Genomic DNA, 17,119 nt, shown 5'->3' on the forward strand with positions numbered 1-17,119 from the left:
GTAAGACCCCTTGAAGACGACGAGGTAGATAGGTTGGGGGTGGAAGTGCAGTAATGCATGGAGCTGACCAATACTAATCGGTCGAGGGCTTATCCTAAAGATAAGACGCAATGAGTTTCGGATCCAGTTTTCAGGGTGTAAGTTCAGTATATCGTCAGCTCAAGTAGCTGAAGTTACACGAACAAACACACAGCATTTGGCGATGCTGATTCCTGAAAAAGAATTTAGGGTGTAAATTCATGTTTGGTAGCGATAGCGGAGGGGTTCCACACGTACCCATCCCGAACACGACCGTTAAGCCCTCCAGCGCCGATGGTACTTGGACCGCAGGGTCCTGGGAGAGTAGGACGTTGCCAAGCACAAAAAAAGAGCACAGCCTTAATGGCTGTGTTTTTTTTGTATATCCGATTCATTTATCATTCATATGAAAGGCTCATGGCATGCCTTTGGTTAAAAGCACTACAATATTCTGGTTGTTCCCTTGTATAGTGCTGCTGCTGGAGGACACTTAAGGCTTGAAGTTTACGGGTAATTTCCTTTTGCCACTTTGTATCTCCGACTTGACGACAAGATTGAGAAGATCCAAATTCGGTTTTGTTTTAGAAAAAATCATGTTAAACTTTTCTCATAAAATAAACAGACTTTCAGAGGTGAGTTATAGTGCTGGAACGATCTATGGAGAATACAAGGGATTTAAACAACGGAAAGGGAGTGATTTAAAGAAGAAAAGGAGACGATGGAGATGAGCACTTATCAAACGGTTATTAGTGATGGATTTGAGCTGAAATATACTATAAGAGGTAACGGAAAGCCGATATTGGTGATCGGCAGTAGTGTATATTATCCTCGCTTATTTTCAGACCATTTATATAAAAAGTTTCGGTTTATTTTCTTAGATCATAGAGGGTTTGCAAAACCGACTCGTGCTTTAAAACCAGAAGACTATACTTTGGATAAAGTCATTAATGATTTAGAAACAGCAAGACGTTGCCTTCATTTAGATACATTTATTATATTAGGACATTCCGGGCATGCTTTTATGGCTTTGGAATATGCTAAACAATTCCCAGGCTATGTTGAAAAAGTGGTGCTATTAAATTCAGCACCTACGAACAGCCAAGAAAGACAGCGGCAAAGCTTTTCATTCTTTTATGAAACGGCCAGTCCAGAAAGAAAGGACCGTTTTGAAAAGGAAATTGCTTTATTAGAGAATGATATCAAAAGAGAGCCCGACAGAAGATTTGTTCACATGTGTATACGTATGGGAGCACAAAGCTTTTATGATTATACCTATGATGCAGCTTATATGTGGAATGATGTGCACACAAACATGCCTATCATTGATTATTTATGGGGAGAAGCCTTCGGAAAGATGGATTTGATACAGTCCTTGGCGGATGTCGATAAGCCCGTGTTTATTGGTCTTGGGAGATCTGATTACTTAGTCGCACCTGTTTCATTATGGGATCGGGTCGATGATAGCTATACGAACGTAAAAAAGGTGGTTTTTGAACATAGTGGGCATAATCCGATGTTTGAAGAACCTCATTATTTTGATCAAACATTAACCGAATGGATTAATGAAAATCACTAGGATTTTAAAACGGTCGATTCCTATTATAAGGAGTCGACTTTTTTGATATTTGGAGCACAATAGCAAGGATCAGCAAGTTTGATTCAATTATGGCGTGTTCCATGACTTGACGAATCAATGAGGTTCTGTATAATTACCGGGAGATCATACTGTATTGATAGTCTATTTCCGTTTTTCTATATCCTATTTGGGACAAGTCTATAGTTCATGGAACTTAACCATATAGCAAAGTTATGACATGGAGGTTGGGGGTCGTTATGAAATACGAAATTATTTTATTTGATGTTGATGATACGCTGTTTGATTTTAAAATGGCAGAGAGTCATGCGCTACATAATACGTTTGCCCAATTTGGATTGCCGCAAGGGGCCACTGAGTATAAATCTAGCTATGATGAGATCAACAGTTCGTTGTGGCGAGAGGCAGAGGAAGGACTTATTACCTCGGCACAGCTGCGGGTGGAAAGATTTAAACGATTGTTTACTGTTCATAAGCTAGACTTCAATCCCGACGCCTTTAGTGCTGCTTATTTACGTTATTTGGGTGAAGGAGCTTTTTTGATGGACGGAGCGGTTGAATTATGTGACGTACTATCTGAGTGTCGTTTGGCGATCATTACGAATGGAATAAAAGAGGTCCAAACCTCCAGAATTCAGCTTTCCCCGCTGCATCATGTGTTTGAGCAGATAATTATTTCAGAAGAAGTGGGTTACCAAAAGCCGCAGGCCGAAATTTTTGATTACGCATTTACCAAGCTAGCTATTTCAGATAAAAGTAAGGTCCTAATGGTGGGCGATTCTTTAACCTCGGACATTCAAGGAGGGAATAAGTACGGAATTGACACTTGCTGGTTCAACCCTTCCGGAAAAACAAATACGTCCGGCATTCAACCCACTTATGAAATAGCAAGTTTGATGGAACTACCGAGTAGTGTACTTTCAATGCCTCCCGTACTGAACCATACATCTTTAGAATACTAGATAATAAGAAATTGAAGTCAGACTCTAGCAGGTTAAAATTGCATAGTATGATATGGAAAAGGAAAATCAAGGACTGTTATGAACTGAGATGTCTGAATAAAGAGAAACGGATTCGTTGTAGAACGAATCCGTTTCTCTTTTTATTTCCTATTGCGATATTGAAGAAAATCCCTTCATTTTGATTAGCAGGAGATCGCTTTAAGGCGGAAGGTAGAACTGGCAAAATCCCCAGTAAGATCCGAGACAACAAGCCCAATTTTCATTAAGCGGTCACCTCCAAAAATTTCGCCGTCAAACGCTACACGGAAAGGGGAAACGCCATCTTCAGCCGAGGTATTAATAGAATCTGAAGTATTGCCGGTCGCACCGGTTTCGATTATATACTTTTTGGCTGGGTCAAGTCCTTTTAGCGTTAGTCGCCGGATAGGTCCATTTGGCTCAGCCAGCACACGGAAGTAAGCGACAAAAGCTTCGGACTGGTCCTCGCTAACAAACATCCAGGCAGTATCGCCTCGGCCTTCAAACGGACTAAGAAGTCGATACATATCTCCCTGCTGTACAAGGGAACGGATTTCTTTATACTGGGCAATTTGTCTGGCAGCGAGCTCTTTTTCTTCATTTGTAAATGCAGTAAGGTCAAGTTCGTAGCCAAAATTCCCGCTCATTGCCACGTCGCCACGTATGGCGAGGGAAGTGTTTCGTCCCACCTGGTGGTTCGGCACGTTCGATACGTGGGCCCCCATAGTACTGGCCGGATACACGATGCTGGTGCCGTACTGGATCGCCAATCTTTCGATAGCATCAGTGTCATCACTGGTCCATGTCTGCGGCATATAGTAGAGCATCCCTGGATCGAATCGTCCGCCTCCGCCGGAACAGCTTTCAAACAAGATATCCGGGAACCGTGAGGTCAGGCGTTCCAGCAGATCATATAGTCCGAGCATATAACGGTGCGCAGTTTCCTTTTGACGTTCGCTAGTAGCGGTAGCCGAAGCGATCTCCGTCATATTACGATTCATGTCCCACTTGACATAAGTAATTGGAGCGATCGAGAATACTGAGCTAAGCGTCTCGTACAAGTAATCGCATACTTCTTTGCGGGAGAGATCAAGCACCAATTGGGATCGACCTTCCGTCCGCCGTCGACCTTCTGCATGCAGGCACCAGTCGGGATGGGTGCGGTACAGTTCACTATCAGGTGATACCATTTCCGGCTCAACCCATAAGCCAAACTGTAATCCTTGTTCATTAACTCGTTTGGCCAAGTCGGTAAGACCACAAGGTAGCTTGCGGCGGTCTTCGAACCAGTCTCCAAGCGAACTGTTATCGTTGTCACGATTGCCAAACCAACCGTCATCAAGGACAAATAGCTCAATTCCAAGAGGTCCCGCTTCTTTGGCAATCGCCTCAATTTTATCGGCGTCGAAGTCAAAATATGTGGCTTCCCAATTGTTCACGAGAATCGGGCGTTCCTTGTCGCGATAAGTTCCCCGGCACAGACGTGTGCGGTAGAGTCGGTGATAGGTGCGCGACATGCCCCCAAGACCTTCTTCGGAAAAGACCAGCACGGCTTCAGGGGTCTGGAATAACTGACCCGGTTCAAGCCGCCAGGAGAAGTCAAAAGGATTGATTCCGATACTTACACGAGTCTGATTAAATTGCTCTACTTCCGCCTGTGCGACGAAGTTGCTGCTGTAAATTAGACTGAAGCCGTACACATCCCCACGATCTTCAGTTGCATCAGGACGAAGCAGTGCCAGAAAAGGATTCATTTGGTGACTGCTGGAGCCCCGTCGGCTTTCCAAGCGAATGGCGCCGGGCCCAAGATCGCGGCGCTGGATATGTCTTTCCCGAACCCAGGCACCAGATAAATAGAGAGCTTGGTAATTGGAATCGGCGAAGTCGACAGAGGCGCTCATCGCATGCTCAATATTCATGACAGCGCTTCCCTTATGTTCAAAAAGAGTAGACCTAGCAATTGCGCTGTGGTTCGCAAACACAGTATAAAGCAGTGTAGCCTTGAGGCCTGAATGTTGATCCTCGAGGAACAACAAGAGAGTTGTTGCTTCATCATCCGATTCGGTATAAACGGAAGGAAGTCCTTCGAGCTTGGGTTTACCCGGTTCAATACGGTAACCACTATATTTTAGCTCCGTAGTCCGAGTTCCATCCGCAAGCGTAACTTGATAAGCCGGCTGACGGAAGTCGCTTGTTCCATACTGTGGATATTCCTGTGGAAGCGTATCCAAAGAAAGCGTACGACTGGAAGAATCGGGAGTGGGGGAGAAGGAGCAGCGCTCTCTAAGCTCCAATATACTTGCAAGACTTTGGTCATGATGAAGTTGAGCTCCCCAATAGACATGTGCAGGATATCCTTCTGCAAGTTGGATAATATAGCTGCAATCCTTGGACTGCAGGTGAAACAAACCAAGCGCCTCGTTAACATGAATGTTCATGATATTCACTCCTTAGGGGTTATCATCTCGATTGTTTTACGTAAGGATACTTATCAATGACAAATGACTCTTAAGAATTGATTTTACTGTTTAAGCATGAGCTTTCCCGTATGACAAGCTTAGTCCCGATCACGTTGTACGCAGGTGGTTCACGTCCCTCAAACCGTTCAGAGAGCAGCTGCACAGCAGCCTTTCCCATCTGTTCGGGATAGGCACGCACTGTAGTTAGCGGAGGCTGAACGAAGGCCGCCATCTCAATGTCGTCGAAGCCGACAACAGCCATATCTTCTGGTACCTTGACTCCATGTCCATGAAGGGCGCGGAGAGCACCGATGGCGAGCGGATCGCTTGCAGCGAAGCAGGCTGTTGGTCGTTCCTGCTCGGCTAGGAGCTCATTCATCATGAGATATCCATCCGCTGTACTCCAGGCGCCTACCCGGACGAATTGAGGATTGTACAATCCTCGTTCCCGCATAAATCGTTCAAAATAATGGGCCCTTCGCTCTCCGTCGCTCTTGCCGCCGATAAATCCGATTTGTCGGTGGCCAAGCTCGAGCAAATGTCCGAGTGCCTGATCAACCGCTTGCCGGAAATGGAGTCGTACGGAATCGTATTCTAGCTGCTCATGGTACTGGTCAACAAGGACAATGGTGTTCTTGTCTGGATACAGCTTGGACACCTCTTCAGGATCAACGCCTCCTACGACAATCAGACCGTCCGCCTTCTGCAAGGTGCCGAGAGATGAGCGGCCTCTCAGCGTCTGCCCCAATGTCAGGCCAAGCTCTTCACAGCGCAGTTCGATTCCACGGCGGATTGAGGCGTAATACGGATCGTCCCTTTCCTCCTCAATGGAACACCACAGCAGGAGGGCGACCGTTTTCCCGGCACGTTCCGTATTCCGCTTTAACTGCCTCAGCCGGGAAGGCTTATACCCAAGCTGTTCAGCAATTAAAAAAATTCTGTTTTTGGTGTCTGGACTCACGGACAGTGACAGATCGTTATTTAAAACCCTTGAAACGGTTGCGGCAGACACACCCGCTTCGCGGGCAATGTCTTTAATGGTTGCCAAAGAGCTCACACCTTTTTAGTTAATAATTTTACTAAAAATCGACTTTATCCTAACATATCCTTTTGCCACTTTCAAGATGGAGCGTTGAATTTTTTTAACAATATTTTAGTTCTACTACTGTTCAGATTAGTTGTGTTAACATGATGAATATTCTTTGATGACGGAGGGGGTTTATTTGAATATTCTGTCCCTAGCTCGTAAGTGGTTTGGTCGCCTTCGCTTTAAAAGCAAGGTTATAGCGGTATTTCTCCCGCTAATCATTATTTCTCTGCTCATTCTTGGACTTGTGTCCAATCAACTTTTCAGCCGTTCATTGATAGAGCAAACTACCAGCAACGTAGTGGACGAATCGCAGCTTATCCTGTCCCGGACCGACTACATATTCAGTAGTGTGGAAACAGCGGCCAATATTATGGTCACGAATATTAACCGCATGTATGATTCATACGGCGCTAGACCTGATACTGCTGTGGATCGTGTTCAATTTGGAAACCTGATGCAAAGCCGCCTATCTATTGACTTGTCTATCTTTCGCGAGGTGGATGCGGCGGTATTTATTGATACTGAAGGGACAATTTTCGCTTCTTATACCGAAAGTGGGGACGATACCAAAGTCGATAGCATGCTCAAACGGGTAAGGGAATCTGAAAGTTATGGACAGGCACTCTGGTTTGATATGGAGAAAAGAGATTTCCTAACACCAGATCCAAACTCACCGGTTTTGACGCTGGGAAAGATGGTCATTAATATAGACACCGGCGACCCCTATGGAACGCTTTTTCTTTTGGTAAAGGAAGAAGGTTTGTCTGATTATTTTCGTTCCAGCGATCCCGATACGAACAAATCTTATTATTTTTTAGATAACGAGATGCGTGTGGCTGTGGCAGAAGACAATGGGATGCTGATGAAGCCAGTGAGTTCACAGTTGGCGGAGGCCATCCAAGGCTGTGGATCTAATGTGTCCCCAAAAACATGTTCATTTGAGGACGGTGGCAATCTCGTAACAGTCAATGATTATAACCGAATGGGTTGGAAGCTAGTCAATATTGTTTCTCTTAGCCTGCTTACAGCTGATGTCCGGCAAAATGTAAGGCTTTCACTCTTAATCGGCGTATTCTGTCTTGCTTTTTCCTGGCTCGGTGCTAGCTTTCTGTCCAAAATGGTCGTTAGCCCGCTCGAACAACTGACTAGAGCCATGCGAAAAGTAGTAACCGGCGATTTACAATCGGTTGCGACAGTCCGAACAGAAGATGAAATCGGTACCATTGCTGAAGCTTTTAACTTTATGATAAGACGGATTAGGGAGTTGCTGGATGAAGTTAGGCAGGAACAAAACCGCAAGCGTGAATATGAACTTGCACTGATGACCGCTCAAATAAAACCGCATTTTCTGTACAACACTTTAGATACCATTTATGCACTGAATGAGTTGGATCGTAATGATGAGGCTAGAGATACTACGAAGGCGCTGGCAGATTTTTATCGAATGGTGCTGAATAAGGGACGGGAACTCATTATTTTAGAGAAGGAAGCTCAGATTACGGATGATTACCTGACAATTCTGCAAATCCGTTATCCCGATGTGTTCCGCTATGAAGTGGATATCCCTTCAGAGCTTGCGGGTACACCGATTCCGAAACTCTCGCTCCAACCACTTGTCGAGAATTCGATTTACCATGGTCTTAAAAAGAAAGGAACCAAAGGTTTTATCCGTATTTTCGCTTTTAAACAGAACGATAGGGTGATCGTCCGGGTAGAGGACAACGGTGTGGGAATGAACGAAGTTCAAGTTCAGAACATTATGTCCAGACATTTACCGAAAGAAGGAATACGATCAATCGGTACCTACAGTGTTCAGCAACGGCTGAGCCTGTATTTTGGCGAGGAGTACGGGATATCCGTGCAGAGTGTTCTCGGAGAAGGAACCATTGTTGACCTGTCGCTACCAACGCTGCCAAAGGGGAGTGAACACCAAGATGTATAAAGTGATGATTGTTGATGATGAGCCGCTGTTCCGAGACTTTCTGCGAATTAAGATAGACTGGGAAAGTCACGGCTTTCGAGTTTGCTGCGAAGCAAGGAACGGGCGGGAAGCGCTTCAGGAAGCCGAGCGGCATCAGCCGCATCTTGCCCTCGTTGATATCAATATGCCATTTATTGACGGAATTGAATTAGCCCAGAGATTGAAAGTCAAGTTCGAACGAATCGTAATTGTATTCATATCCGGGCATAACGAGTTTGAATATCTACAGAAGGCCGTTCGAACTGGAGTGCAGGATTATTTGCTGAAACCGTTCAATGCCGAAGAAATGCTTTCAATGTTGGAGCGTATTAAGCCGAAATTACCAGTGCTTCCACAGGAGAGCGAAAGCGCAGAGTTAAGGGGACAGGGCGGCGAAGCGTTGCATAGCAGAGCAGGTATGCCTGATTTGGGCCATCTACGCGATGCGGTTGTGCTTGACCTCCGAATGAAAGACAGTGAAACGCTAGAGGAGGTCCGCAAGGCAATCCGTCAGCTTAGTAAATATAACTGGGGAGACGAATACGCAGATGCGATGCTTATGGGAATCGTATCTTTAGCCCTTTCCTTTGCCAGTGAACGAGGCATTCCTTATGACCAGCTATGGGAAAACGGAGGAGACAATTCTCCTTACGAACGGCTGCGGGAGTTAGATTCCTGGGAGGCTGCTGAAGGTTGGATGCTCGCCCTATACCGCAAGCTGATCCAACTGATGGAGAATATGCGTCCGACGAAGGCTTCCAATTTATTTGCGGCAGCGATCAACTATATTGAGGAACATTATGCAGACTCAGAGCTGTCTGCTGAGCAGGTTTCGTGCGGAGTATTCGTCGATCCCAGCTACCTGCGCCGCGTATTTCGCAAGGAGTCTGGCTTTTCCATAGTGGATCATATTACACACATCCGAATGAAGAAGGCTAAGGAGCTTTTGCTGAAAGGAAATCGGAAGCTGTCAGAAATCGCCGAAAGTGTAGGATACAGTGACCCTAATTATTTCAGCAAATGTTTCAAGAAACGCTTTGGTATGACACCCACAGAATATGAACAACTCAAAAAGAGGTAGCATCTGCCTTGTGAGGCAGAACACATCGATTTAAGCCTGGCGGTTTTCCTATATGGAGGGCCGCTGCTCTATTTGTCCCGTTTTTTACTGATAATACCCGTTTTATTCCTTAAAGAAGAAAAGAGGCAGCGGTATACTGTAGTCAAGCAAATGAAAGCGTAATCATCAAAGACTCTTCATGAGGGGGAAAAACAAATGAAAAAAAATCTCAGAATTTGGAGTGCAGCCTTGCTAGTGCTCACCATGTCCGTCGGATTGGTCGCTTGTGGTGAAGACAACTCAGCCTCTTCCAATAACGGATCAGGGGACGGAACGATTAAATTGAAGGTGTATGCGCAGCATTTCGATGACGATACCATAAAGCCGTTCGATTATGCGGTGGAAGAGCTCAAGAAGAAGATGCCAGATGTAGAAATTGAACTAGATCCTGCCGTGCAGGACGGGGGACAGAAGCTTAAAACTTATGCAGCAACGGGCAACATGCCGGATATTTATTTAGCTGATTGGCCTGTCCTGCAAACCTTTGCAAAATCAAAAAATGTCGAGGTGCTGGACAACTATGACACAACTGCCGAATTCAAAAAGAATCTTAACCCAGGTGTGGAATCGCGTTTGGTAGCTCCTGATAATCATGTGTATGCTTATCCCGAGACTGGTATTGAATTCCAAATGATCTATTACAACAAGTCAATTTTTGAGAAGGTAGGAATCAAGACACCACTTAAGACGATTGACCAGATGGCCGATGCAGCTAAGAAGTTGAAAGCTGCTGGTTATGTACCGATGTCAATCTTTGCTAAAGAAAAATGGATTACGACCGCTTTTTATAATGGGCTGGTTACAAGAGAGCAACCACGTGGATTCGGAGCACTTGAGGAGAAGGGTGTAAAAGCATTGCCAGAAGCATTCGTAACAGCGGCACAGCAGATGAAGCAACTGCAAAGAGCCGGATTGTTCGATGCCAACGCCACGAACACCAATTATGATCAGGCATCGTCCCTATTTTATCAGGGCAAAGCTGCCATGTTCGTAAATGGACAATGGGAAATTTACAGCTCCCAGGAAAAGCTGGGCGATCAAGTCGACTGGATGTACTGGCCTGCAAAGGATGAAGCAACCTACGAGAATTCCAAATATTTTATTGACGGCTCAGGTTCTCCACAAGGTTACGCAGTATCAGCGAATAGCAAAAATAAGGAAACAGCCGTAAAGGTAGCGGCATTCCTTGCCTCAAAATCAGCAGAGTACAGATACTCCCAACTTGGAAGTCCAATTGTTCCAGTGAAAGTTGATAAACCAATGGCCTCCAATGTTCCAGCAATGATGCAGCGAGTTGTTAAAGAGTTGTTACCAAATGCGCAGGAATATGCTCAACTTCTGAGTAATACAAAAATTCAGAACACGATTAATGACAATACTCAGAATATGATGGTAGACAACTTTTCAGAAAACGATTTTGTAAACAATCTGAATAACACATTGAATAAAGAAAACTGAGAATTCAGGGAACGGCAACCCTTGGCGGCATAAGGCGCTGGGGGGTGCTGTTCCAAAGATAAGGGGTGGAAGCAAGACATGAATAAATATCTGGGGAACAAATCAGCGCTCGCACTGTTTCTCCTCCCTGCTTTGATACTGTATAGCGTGATACTGATATATCCCGTTCTGCAAACCGTTCTTCGCAGCTTTTATGATTGGGATGGCCTGAGTACGCTGACCTTTTCAGGATTGAATAATTACCGGGAGTTGTTCTCTGATCCTCTACTTGCTACTTCGCTTAAGAACGGATTGATCTTTGCAATTGTACTGGCAGTCTTTCAGATCGGACTGGGAACGATATTGGCACTAATCTGTGCGGACCCACGTACACGCGGGCGGAAAATACTGAAAACCGCTTATTTTATCCCAGTTGTCCTATCGGTAACCGTGGTATGCCAGCTGTGGATTGCAATTTATGATCCAACCAACGGATTAATCAACCGACTGTTTGATCTCTTGAACATTCCGTATCAGCAAAATTGGTTGAGCTCCCCAACAACATCCATTATTGCCATCGCCTTTGTTAATGCTTGGCAGTTTATGGGATACCAATTCTCGTTGTTATATGCGGGTGTTAAGTCAATACCCGAAGACTACTTTGAGGCTGCCACGATTGACGGTTGCAGCAAATGGAAAGCGCATCTGCATGTTACGCTTCCTTTAATGAGAGAAACGTACAAATTTTGCTTCATTATCGCGATAACCTCTGGAATAGGGGCGTTTGTGCAGATGCTGATTATGACAAATGGTGGGCCCGGTACTACAAACTATACACTGACATTCATGATTTATCGCTATGCTTTTATGGAGAGCAACTATGGTTATGCGTGTGCTGTATCCGTGCTACTTGTATTAATCTCGCTATTGGCAACTGTAGTTATCAATAAGCTGTTCGACCGCGGACAAACCGCCTGATAAGGCGTGTATTGAAAAGGAGAACGAAATGAGTAAAACCGCTTTGAGCAAGTTCAGACATGCTGCCCTGCAGATACCACTGTGGTTGTATCTAATTGTTTCGGTCTACCCGTTGTTTTGGATGGTATCCTATTCGTTAAAGAACAACGATGAGATCTTCGTCTCTAACCCATTTGGACTGCCAACGCATTTTCGATACGAAAATTACATCAATGCCTGGACACAATTTAATATTCCCCGTTACTTTCTAAACAGTCTGGTCGTATCAACGATTTCGACTCTGTTTATCCTTTTACTGGCTCTGATGTTTGCCTTTGCAGTGGCTCGTATGAGGTGGAGATTTCGTTCTACCGTTCGGACTTATATGACCATAGGAATGTTTATGCCACTTCAGGTTATCATGATACCGCTGGCGATTCTGGTTCGCGATTTTAATCTAACGAATACGTATGGAGCTCTTATTCTTCCTTATATCGCAATTGGCCTTCCTTTCTCGTCCATGATTTTCTATGGATTCCTTACAGGAATCCCTAAGGAGATTGAAGAGGCAGCATGCATGGATGGAGCTAATATTTATAGACTGTTCCTGAAAATCATTGTACCCCTTGCATTACCTGCAATTGCGACTGTAGCCATTTTTCAGTTTTTGAACAACTGGAATGAATTCACTTTGGCCTATATTCTCATTTCTGATGAAAATATGAAGACATTGCCACTAGGCTTGCTTTTCTTCCAAGGCTCTTATAGTACAGATTGGGGAGCGATGGGTGCTGTTATGACTATTGCCTCCTTACCGATGGTACTCGTCTATCTGTTCTTGAGTGAACAAGTAGAGCGGGCGATGACGGTAGGATCCGCTGTAAAAGGGTAAAAATAGACTTTCAAGCAAACTGCCTGGGTTAAGGATCACCAACAGATCCTCTAACCCAGGCAGTTTGTTCGATAACGACATCAGACAATAAAATCGATATTTTCCACTATAATAGATAATAATATCCCCTTTTTTTGGGTGTTTTTTCTTTATAATGAAGGCGCACCCATAACAATTAAAGGAGCTGATATGTTTTGACTCGTAACCAACGCTTAAGAAAATGGTCCACGATCCTGTTAACGGTGCCTATGCTCACGATGTTCACCTCAGGTGCAATGGCCGAGCAGGATATGAACGGGCATAAGCCTCCGAATTCTGCTGGAAGCGGCGTGTTTTACGAAATTTATATTAATTCTTTTTATGATTCGAATGGGGACGGACATGGTGATTTAAAGGGTATTACACAAAAGCTTGATTACTTAAACGATGGCAATCCCCGTTCGGGCAAGGATTTGCAGGTCAGCGGTCTCTGGCTCATGCCACTGAATCCGTCTCCAAGCTACCATAAATATGATGTAACTGATTACTATCAGGTGGACCCGCAGTACGGGAATCTGAATGATTTCCGCACCTTGACGAAAGAAGCGAAAAGAAAGGGTGTCAAGGTGATCATCGACCTTGTTATCAATCATTCGAGCAGCGAGCACCCTTGGTTCAAGGAGGCCAGCGCCAACCCGCAAAGCAAATACCATGACTATTACGTATGGGCAGATGAGAATACAAATCTGGATGAGAAGGGATCATGGGGCCAGCAGGTATGGCATAAGAATCCGAATGGCGAAGGGTATTTCTACGGTACCTTCTGGTCGGGGATGCCGGATCTGAACTTTGACAATCCCGAAGTCCGCAAGGAAATGATCAAAGTGGGCAAGTATTGGCTACAGCAGGGTGCAGACGGATTCCGGCTTGATGCGGCGATGCATATTTTTAAAGGGCAAACGAAGGATGGCGCAGATAAAAACATTGCGTGGTGGAATGAGTTCCGTTCCGAGATGGAAAAGATAAATCCAAATGTATATCTGGCAGGAGAAGTATGGGATAAACCGGAGACAATAGCTCCTTATTACGAATCGCTCCACTCTCTGTTTAATTTTGATCTGGGCGGAACGATTTTGAACTCCGTGAAAAGCGGCCAGGATCAGGGTATCGCAACATTCGCAGAGAAAACGCTAAAGCTGTACAAATCATACAATAGGGCGGCACTCGATGCTCCGTTCCTAAGCAATCATGACCAGACCCGTGTTATGAGCGAGCTGGGCGGGGATGTGCGAAAAGCCAAACTGGCTGCATCCATTCTTTTGACGCTGCCGGGTCAGCCATTTCTCTATTACGGGGAGGAGATCGGCATGAAGGGAGAGAAGCCCGATGAGTTTCTTCGGGAGCCTATGCGCTGGTACAAGGGAGAAGGTCTCGGTCAAACGAAGTGGGAGGAGCCCAAATACAACAAAGGCGAAGTATCGGTGGAAGCGCAGTTGCGGGACAATGATTCCCTGCTGGCAAGCTACCGTACGCTTATCCGCCTGAGGGAAGAACATGAGGCTCTTCGCAGCGACAATCTAGAACCGTTCCAAGCAGGTTCTGCCAACGTGGCGGCATACAAACGTTCCTCAGGCAAAGAAACATTGTATATATATCATAACCTGTCAGGAGAGTCGGTTACTCTCCAGATGAAAGATCGGGATAAGCAGAAGAGGAAAGTAGTCTTCTCCAGCTCAAAGGATGTGAAAGTAAAGAAAGATACGGTGAAGATTCCCGCCTACAGCTCTTTGATTACCAAAGAAGATAGAAAGAGCTGAGCTACGCAAACTTACAGCCACAATAAGGATGGACATTTATTGGTAAACCCATGTGGGGGTGTGAAAAACACCCCTCGTAAGGAGGAAGCAACATTCTAAAAACGAATTACAGATTCATGATTTCAAATTAAAGTCTTCGGGAAACATTTTCGAACTGCCATAATATCTTTGAAGGATCAAGAGTCATATGAGGAAGCTTGTGAAAAGCAAAATTTGCAGCAAGGATGGCCGGTTCCATGCGAGACAACTTAATAAATATGCTTCAAGAAATAGGATTGCATGACTTTTTGAAAGTGTCGCATGTACGTAAATTGTTTGATTCAGATGGCTCGTTGTTACATACAACTTCCTTAACCACCTAGATCATAATATCCCCTTTTTTTGGGGGAAGATTTGCTTTATAATGAAAGCGTATGCAGGGTAACATCTTACGGATGACCTGCTTGGCAATAACCGATTTACAATTGAATTCGATCCGTGAGCAACCGTTTGATAGGTGGTGGCTCAATTTAGGAGTGGAAGGAAAATGAAAATGGACAATCGGAAATACAATGTAGTTATTATTGGTTATGGAGGTATGGGAAGCTACCATGTTCAATTAATTGAACCTATTGAGCAGCTTGCCATTGGCGGTGTATATGATATTGTTGATTATCGGATGGAATTGGCTGCAGCAGCCGGCTATAAAACATATGCCAGTCTAGAGGCTGTTCTCGGCGATCAGGATGTAGATATTGTATTAATAGCAACGCCTAATGACGTTCATAAAGAAATCGCGATCCAAGCACTGCAAGCTGGCAAACATGTCATTTGTGAAAAGCCAGTTACGATAACAAGCGCAGATTTCTTAGATATTGTCGAGGTGGCCAAGCAAGAAAATCGTCTGTTTACAGTACATCAGAATCGCAGATGGGATGAAGACTTCCGGATTGTCAAAGATATAATCAGTAAGAAGACCGTTGGCGATCTTTTCCACCTGGAATCGCGGGTTCAGGGAGCTAACGGCATTCCAGGAGACTGGCGGCAATTAAAGGCGTATGGTGGAGGAATGCTGTTGGATTGGGGAGTGCATCTGTTGGACCAGCTTCTTCAGATTACGGACAGCCAAATCGAAAGCGTGACTGCTACCTTAAGTTATATTCTGGGGACAGAAGTGGATGACGGCTTTACCAGCTTGATTGAGTTCAAGGACGGTCTTACAGCGGTCATTGAAGTAGGTACAACGAATTACGTAAAGTTGCCGCGTTGGTATATTAAAGGAAATGAAGGAACCGCAGTGATCAAGGATTGGGATTTGAGCGGAGAGATTGTCACCCGAAATCCAGATGTCGCTCACGTGGAACCCAAACCGATTCAAGCAGGTCAAGGGTTAACGAAAACGATGGCACCGCCATCTGAGGAATCCACCCTTAAGTTCCCGATTGAGAAAATACCTGCTGCAGCAGAAAGCTTTTACGAAAATTTTGTCTCCACCATCGAAGGAAAAGCCGAGCTTGCGATCAAAAGCGAAGAAGTGCACCGTGTACTGGTGCTGATCGAAACCATTTTTGAGGCAGCAGCGACCAAAAGCGTGATTCGAAGATCGATTTGAAAGAAACGCAGAGTCTCTCACAGATTCTGGAATGAAATAATTTGAGAGCATGGGCAGGCGGATATGGCTCGTGAAAGAACCCCCTTTATCCTCATAATGAGGACAAAGGGGGTTCTTGTTTAATCTACCCTGAATATAGCCAGCAGAAATTTTAGTCTGTTTTACACTTCAACAGTTTCGGGTCTTTTCACTTGGAGAGGAGGTGGAATTAACCATCCTTTTTCTTTAGACATTTGAAGAATCCTAACTCCTAAAGCAGTTTTAGTAAGATGATACTTTGCAAACAAGGCTCCTATATCCTCTCTGATGGATTGACCCATCACTTGACTACAAGCCACCAATCCCAATGATGTATCAGACGCAATTTTAGCGGCGATCTCCGGGTCAGTAAACCGCGCACCTACAGGAATATCTTCAAGTTTCACTGGAGGTCTTTCTGGTAAGGTTGGCGCTGGGGCAATCCCATTGTCAGTAAGGAGCTTATCACACTCCTTAATTTCAAGTCTTGCTTGATCAATGAGTGCATCCAATATTTTTTTCAAATCCTTATCTCCTGCATGATTCAGGAATGCTTGGTAGAAAGACAGAGTTCCTTTCGCGGCCAATGAATATTGCCAAACACCGGAAATTTCGCCATAATGCATAGGTTCATTTTTTGGATTCCCACTTAATATTCCCATTATAACCGCTCCTTTAATATTTTTTACATCAATCTTATAGTTCCAATTAATGATTAAAAGTATCCACATAAATTTGTAAATCACAATGGAATAAGGAACGGTTTTTTGGAGAAATTATATGCATCACACTTTTAGGGAGGATTCCTGTTTATGAAAAAACAAATAGTCACAGCTGTAACTTCCATATGCTTATTTGCAGCTTTAGCCACCCCTTCTTTAGCACAAAGTGCAAATGTAAATGCAGCCAATGACCCAGCTCAAAACCCTTATCAAAGTAACAATCCAACTTATAACGCTAACAGTGTACGAGCAAACGCCGTAGATAATGACAACGACATGGATTGGGGTTGGCTTGGCTTGCTTGGTTTGATAGGACTGGCTGGAATGCGTAGAAAAGTATCTGACCATAAATAATTTGTAAATTAAAATCAATTTCAAAACAAAACACCTTCAGAAGATGCATTCCTAAGCATGGAAGCTGATTTGAAAGGTGTTTTTGTGTTGTTTTGACCATTTCGAGTAACCCTGATAGAATTAATTATTCC

13 protein-coding genes and 2 rRNA genes are annotated in these 17,119 nt (G+C 44.5%); 12 read left to right on the forward strand and 3 right to left on the reverse strand.

Annotation, left to right across the window (positions count from 1 at the left end; translation table 11 throughout):
- The 4 genes from ACU1JV_RS26210 to ACU1JV_RS26225 all read left to right on the forward strand — a co-directional run.
- A 23S ribosomal RNA gene (locus ACU1JV_RS26210) occupies nucleotides 1-97 on the forward strand; the annotation flags it as partial.
- A 145-nt stretch (nucleotides 98-242) separates the two neighbouring features.
- Nucleotides 243-359: ribosomal RNA gene (rrf, locus tag ACU1JV_RS26215) — 5S ribosomal RNA — on the forward strand.
- Nucleotides 360-742: 383 nt separating this feature from the next.
- Nucleotides 743-1,594: an alpha/beta fold hydrolase gene (locus tag ACU1JV_RS26220; protein WP_013371126.1), complete on the forward strand. Its 852-nt coding sequence runs from the start codon at nucleotides 743-745 to the stop codon at nucleotides 1,592-1,594.
- A gap of 257 nt (nucleotides 1,595-1,851) precedes the next feature.
- Nucleotides 1,852-2,574, forward strand: coding sequence for a YjjG family noncanonical pyrimidine nucleotidase (locus ACU1JV_RS26225; protein WP_058831409.1), 723 nt, complete (start codon nucleotides 1,852-1,854; stop codon nucleotides 2,572-2,574).
- Between the two features lie 182 nt (nucleotides 2,575-2,756).
- On the opposite strand, the gene ACU1JV_RS26230 is transcribed toward ACU1JV_RS26225, so the two are convergent.
- Together ACU1JV_RS26230 and ACU1JV_RS26235 are read right to left on the reverse strand one after the other, a co-directional pair.
- On the reverse strand, nucleotides 2,757-5,030 hold the full coding sequence (locus tag ACU1JV_RS26230) for an alpha-galactosidase (protein ID WP_413986126.1): 2,274 nt from the start codon (nucleotides 5,028-5,030) through the stop codon (nucleotides 2,757-2,759).
- 70 nt (nucleotides 5,031-5,100) lie between these two features.
- A complete protein-coding gene (locus ACU1JV_RS26235) occupies nucleotides 5,101-6,099 on the reverse strand; it encodes a LacI family DNA-binding transcriptional regulator (protein WP_192443092.1) in 999 nt (332 codons plus the stop codon).
- 175 nt (nucleotides 6,100-6,274) lie between these two features.
- Between ACU1JV_RS26235 and ACU1JV_RS26240 the strand changes: the two genes are divergently transcribed.
- From ACU1JV_RS26240 to ACU1JV_RS26270, 7 genes are all read left to right on the forward strand, one after another.
- Nucleotides 6,275-8,083: a cache domain-containing sensor histidine kinase gene (locus ACU1JV_RS26240; protein WP_413986127.1), complete on the forward strand. Its 1,809-nt coding sequence runs from the start codon at nucleotides 6,275-6,277 to the stop codon at nucleotides 8,081-8,083.
- Nucleotides 8,076-9,182 carry a response regulator transcription factor gene (locus ACU1JV_RS26245; protein WP_413986128.1) on the forward strand — a complete coding sequence of 369 codons (1,107 nt, stop codon included), beginning with the start codon at nucleotides 8,076-8,078 and terminating at the stop codon, nucleotides 9,180-9,182. The genes ACU1JV_RS26240 and ACU1JV_RS26245 overlap by 8 nt, the downstream gene beginning before the upstream one ends.
- Nucleotides 9,183-9,377: 195 nt before the next feature.
- Complete coding sequence (locus tag ACU1JV_RS26250) at nucleotides 9,378-10,679, forward strand: ABC transporter substrate-binding protein (protein WP_413986129.1); 1,302 nt, start codon at nucleotides 9,378-9,380, stop codon at nucleotides 10,677-10,679.
- A gap of 78 nt (nucleotides 10,680-10,757) precedes the next feature.
- Nucleotides 10,758-11,636 carry a carbohydrate ABC transporter permease gene (locus ACU1JV_RS26255; RefSeq protein WP_025678388.1) on the forward strand — a complete coding sequence of 293 codons (879 nt, stop codon included), beginning with the start codon at nucleotides 10,758-10,760 and terminating at the stop codon, nucleotides 11,634-11,636.
- 28 nt (nucleotides 11,637-11,664) lie between these two features.
- On the forward strand, nucleotides 11,665-12,507 hold the full coding sequence (locus tag ACU1JV_RS26260; protein WP_013371135.1) for a carbohydrate ABC transporter permease: 843 nt from the start codon (nucleotides 11,665-11,667) through the stop codon (nucleotides 12,505-12,507).
- Between the two features lie 194 nt (nucleotides 12,508-12,701).
- On the forward strand, nucleotides 12,702-14,303 hold the full coding sequence (locus ACU1JV_RS26265; RefSeq protein ID WP_446724705.1) for an alpha-amylase family glycosyl hydrolase: 1,602 nt from the start codon (nucleotides 12,702-12,704) through the stop codon (nucleotides 14,301-14,303).
- A 526-nt stretch (nucleotides 14,304-14,829) separates the two neighbouring features.
- Complete coding sequence (locus ACU1JV_RS26270; protein ID WP_413986131.1) at nucleotides 14,830-15,894, forward strand: Gfo/Idh/MocA family oxidoreductase; 1,065 nt, start codon at nucleotides 14,830-14,832, stop codon at nucleotides 15,892-15,894.
- 161 nt (nucleotides 15,895-16,055) lie between these two features.
- Here ACU1JV_RS26270 and ACU1JV_RS26275 read toward each other — a convergent pair whose 3' ends face one another.
- The gene (locus ACU1JV_RS26275) at nucleotides 16,056-16,574 is read right to left on the reverse strand and encodes a DUF3231 family protein (protein WP_413986132.1); all 519 of its coding nucleotides are present in this window, start codon (nucleotides 16,572-16,574) and stop codon (nucleotides 16,056-16,058) included.
- Nucleotides 16,575-16,724: 150 nt separating this feature from the next.
- Between ACU1JV_RS26275 and ACU1JV_RS26280 the strand changes: the two genes are divergently transcribed.
- On the forward strand, nucleotides 16,725-16,988 hold the full coding sequence (locus ACU1JV_RS26280) for a WGxxGxxG family protein (RefSeq protein WP_413986133.1): 264 nt from the start codon (nucleotides 16,725-16,727) through the stop codon (nucleotides 16,986-16,988).
- Nucleotides 16,989-17,119 lie beyond the last annotated feature (131 nt).

Source organism: Paenibacillus sp. T2-29, assembly GCF_052921365.1.

Coding starts and splice junctions, on each gene's coding strand:
- ACU1JV_RS26275 (WP_413986132.1), bottom strand. CDS start 16,574: ATGGGAATATTAAGTGGGAATCCAAAAAATGAACCTATGCATTATGGC.
- ACU1JV_RS26280 (WP_413986133.1), top strand. CDS start 16,725: ATGAAAAAACAAATAGTCACAGCTGTAACTTCCATATGCTTATTTGCA.
- ACU1JV_RS26260 (WP_013371135.1), top strand. CDS start 11,665: ATGAGTAAAACCGCTTTGAGCAAGTTCAGACATGCTGCCCTGCAGATA.
- ACU1JV_RS26250 (WP_413986129.1), top strand. CDS start 9,378: ATGAAAAAAAATCTCAGAATTTGGAGTGCAGCCTTGCTAGTGCTCACC.
- ACU1JV_RS26255 (WP_025678388.1), top strand. CDS start 10,758: ATGAATAAATATCTGGGGAACAAATCAGCGCTCGCACTGTTTCTCCTC.
- ACU1JV_RS26230 (WP_413986126.1), bottom strand. CDS start 5,030: ATGAACATTCATGTTAACGAGGCGCTTGGTTTGTTTCACCTGCAGTCC.
- ACU1JV_RS26270 (WP_413986131.1), top strand. CDS start 14,830: ATGAAAATGGACAATCGGAAATACAATGTAGTTATTATTGGTTATGGA.
- ACU1JV_RS26245 (WP_413986128.1), top strand. CDS start 8,076: ATGTATAAAGTGATGATTGTTGATGATGAGCCGCTGTTCCGAGACTTT.
- ACU1JV_RS26225 (WP_058831409.1), top strand. CDS start 1,852: ATGAAATACGAAATTATTTTATTTGATGTTGATGATACGCTGTTTGAT.
- ACU1JV_RS26220 (WP_013371126.1), top strand. CDS start 743: ATGAGCACTTATCAAACGGTTATTAGTGATGGATTTGAGCTGAAATAT.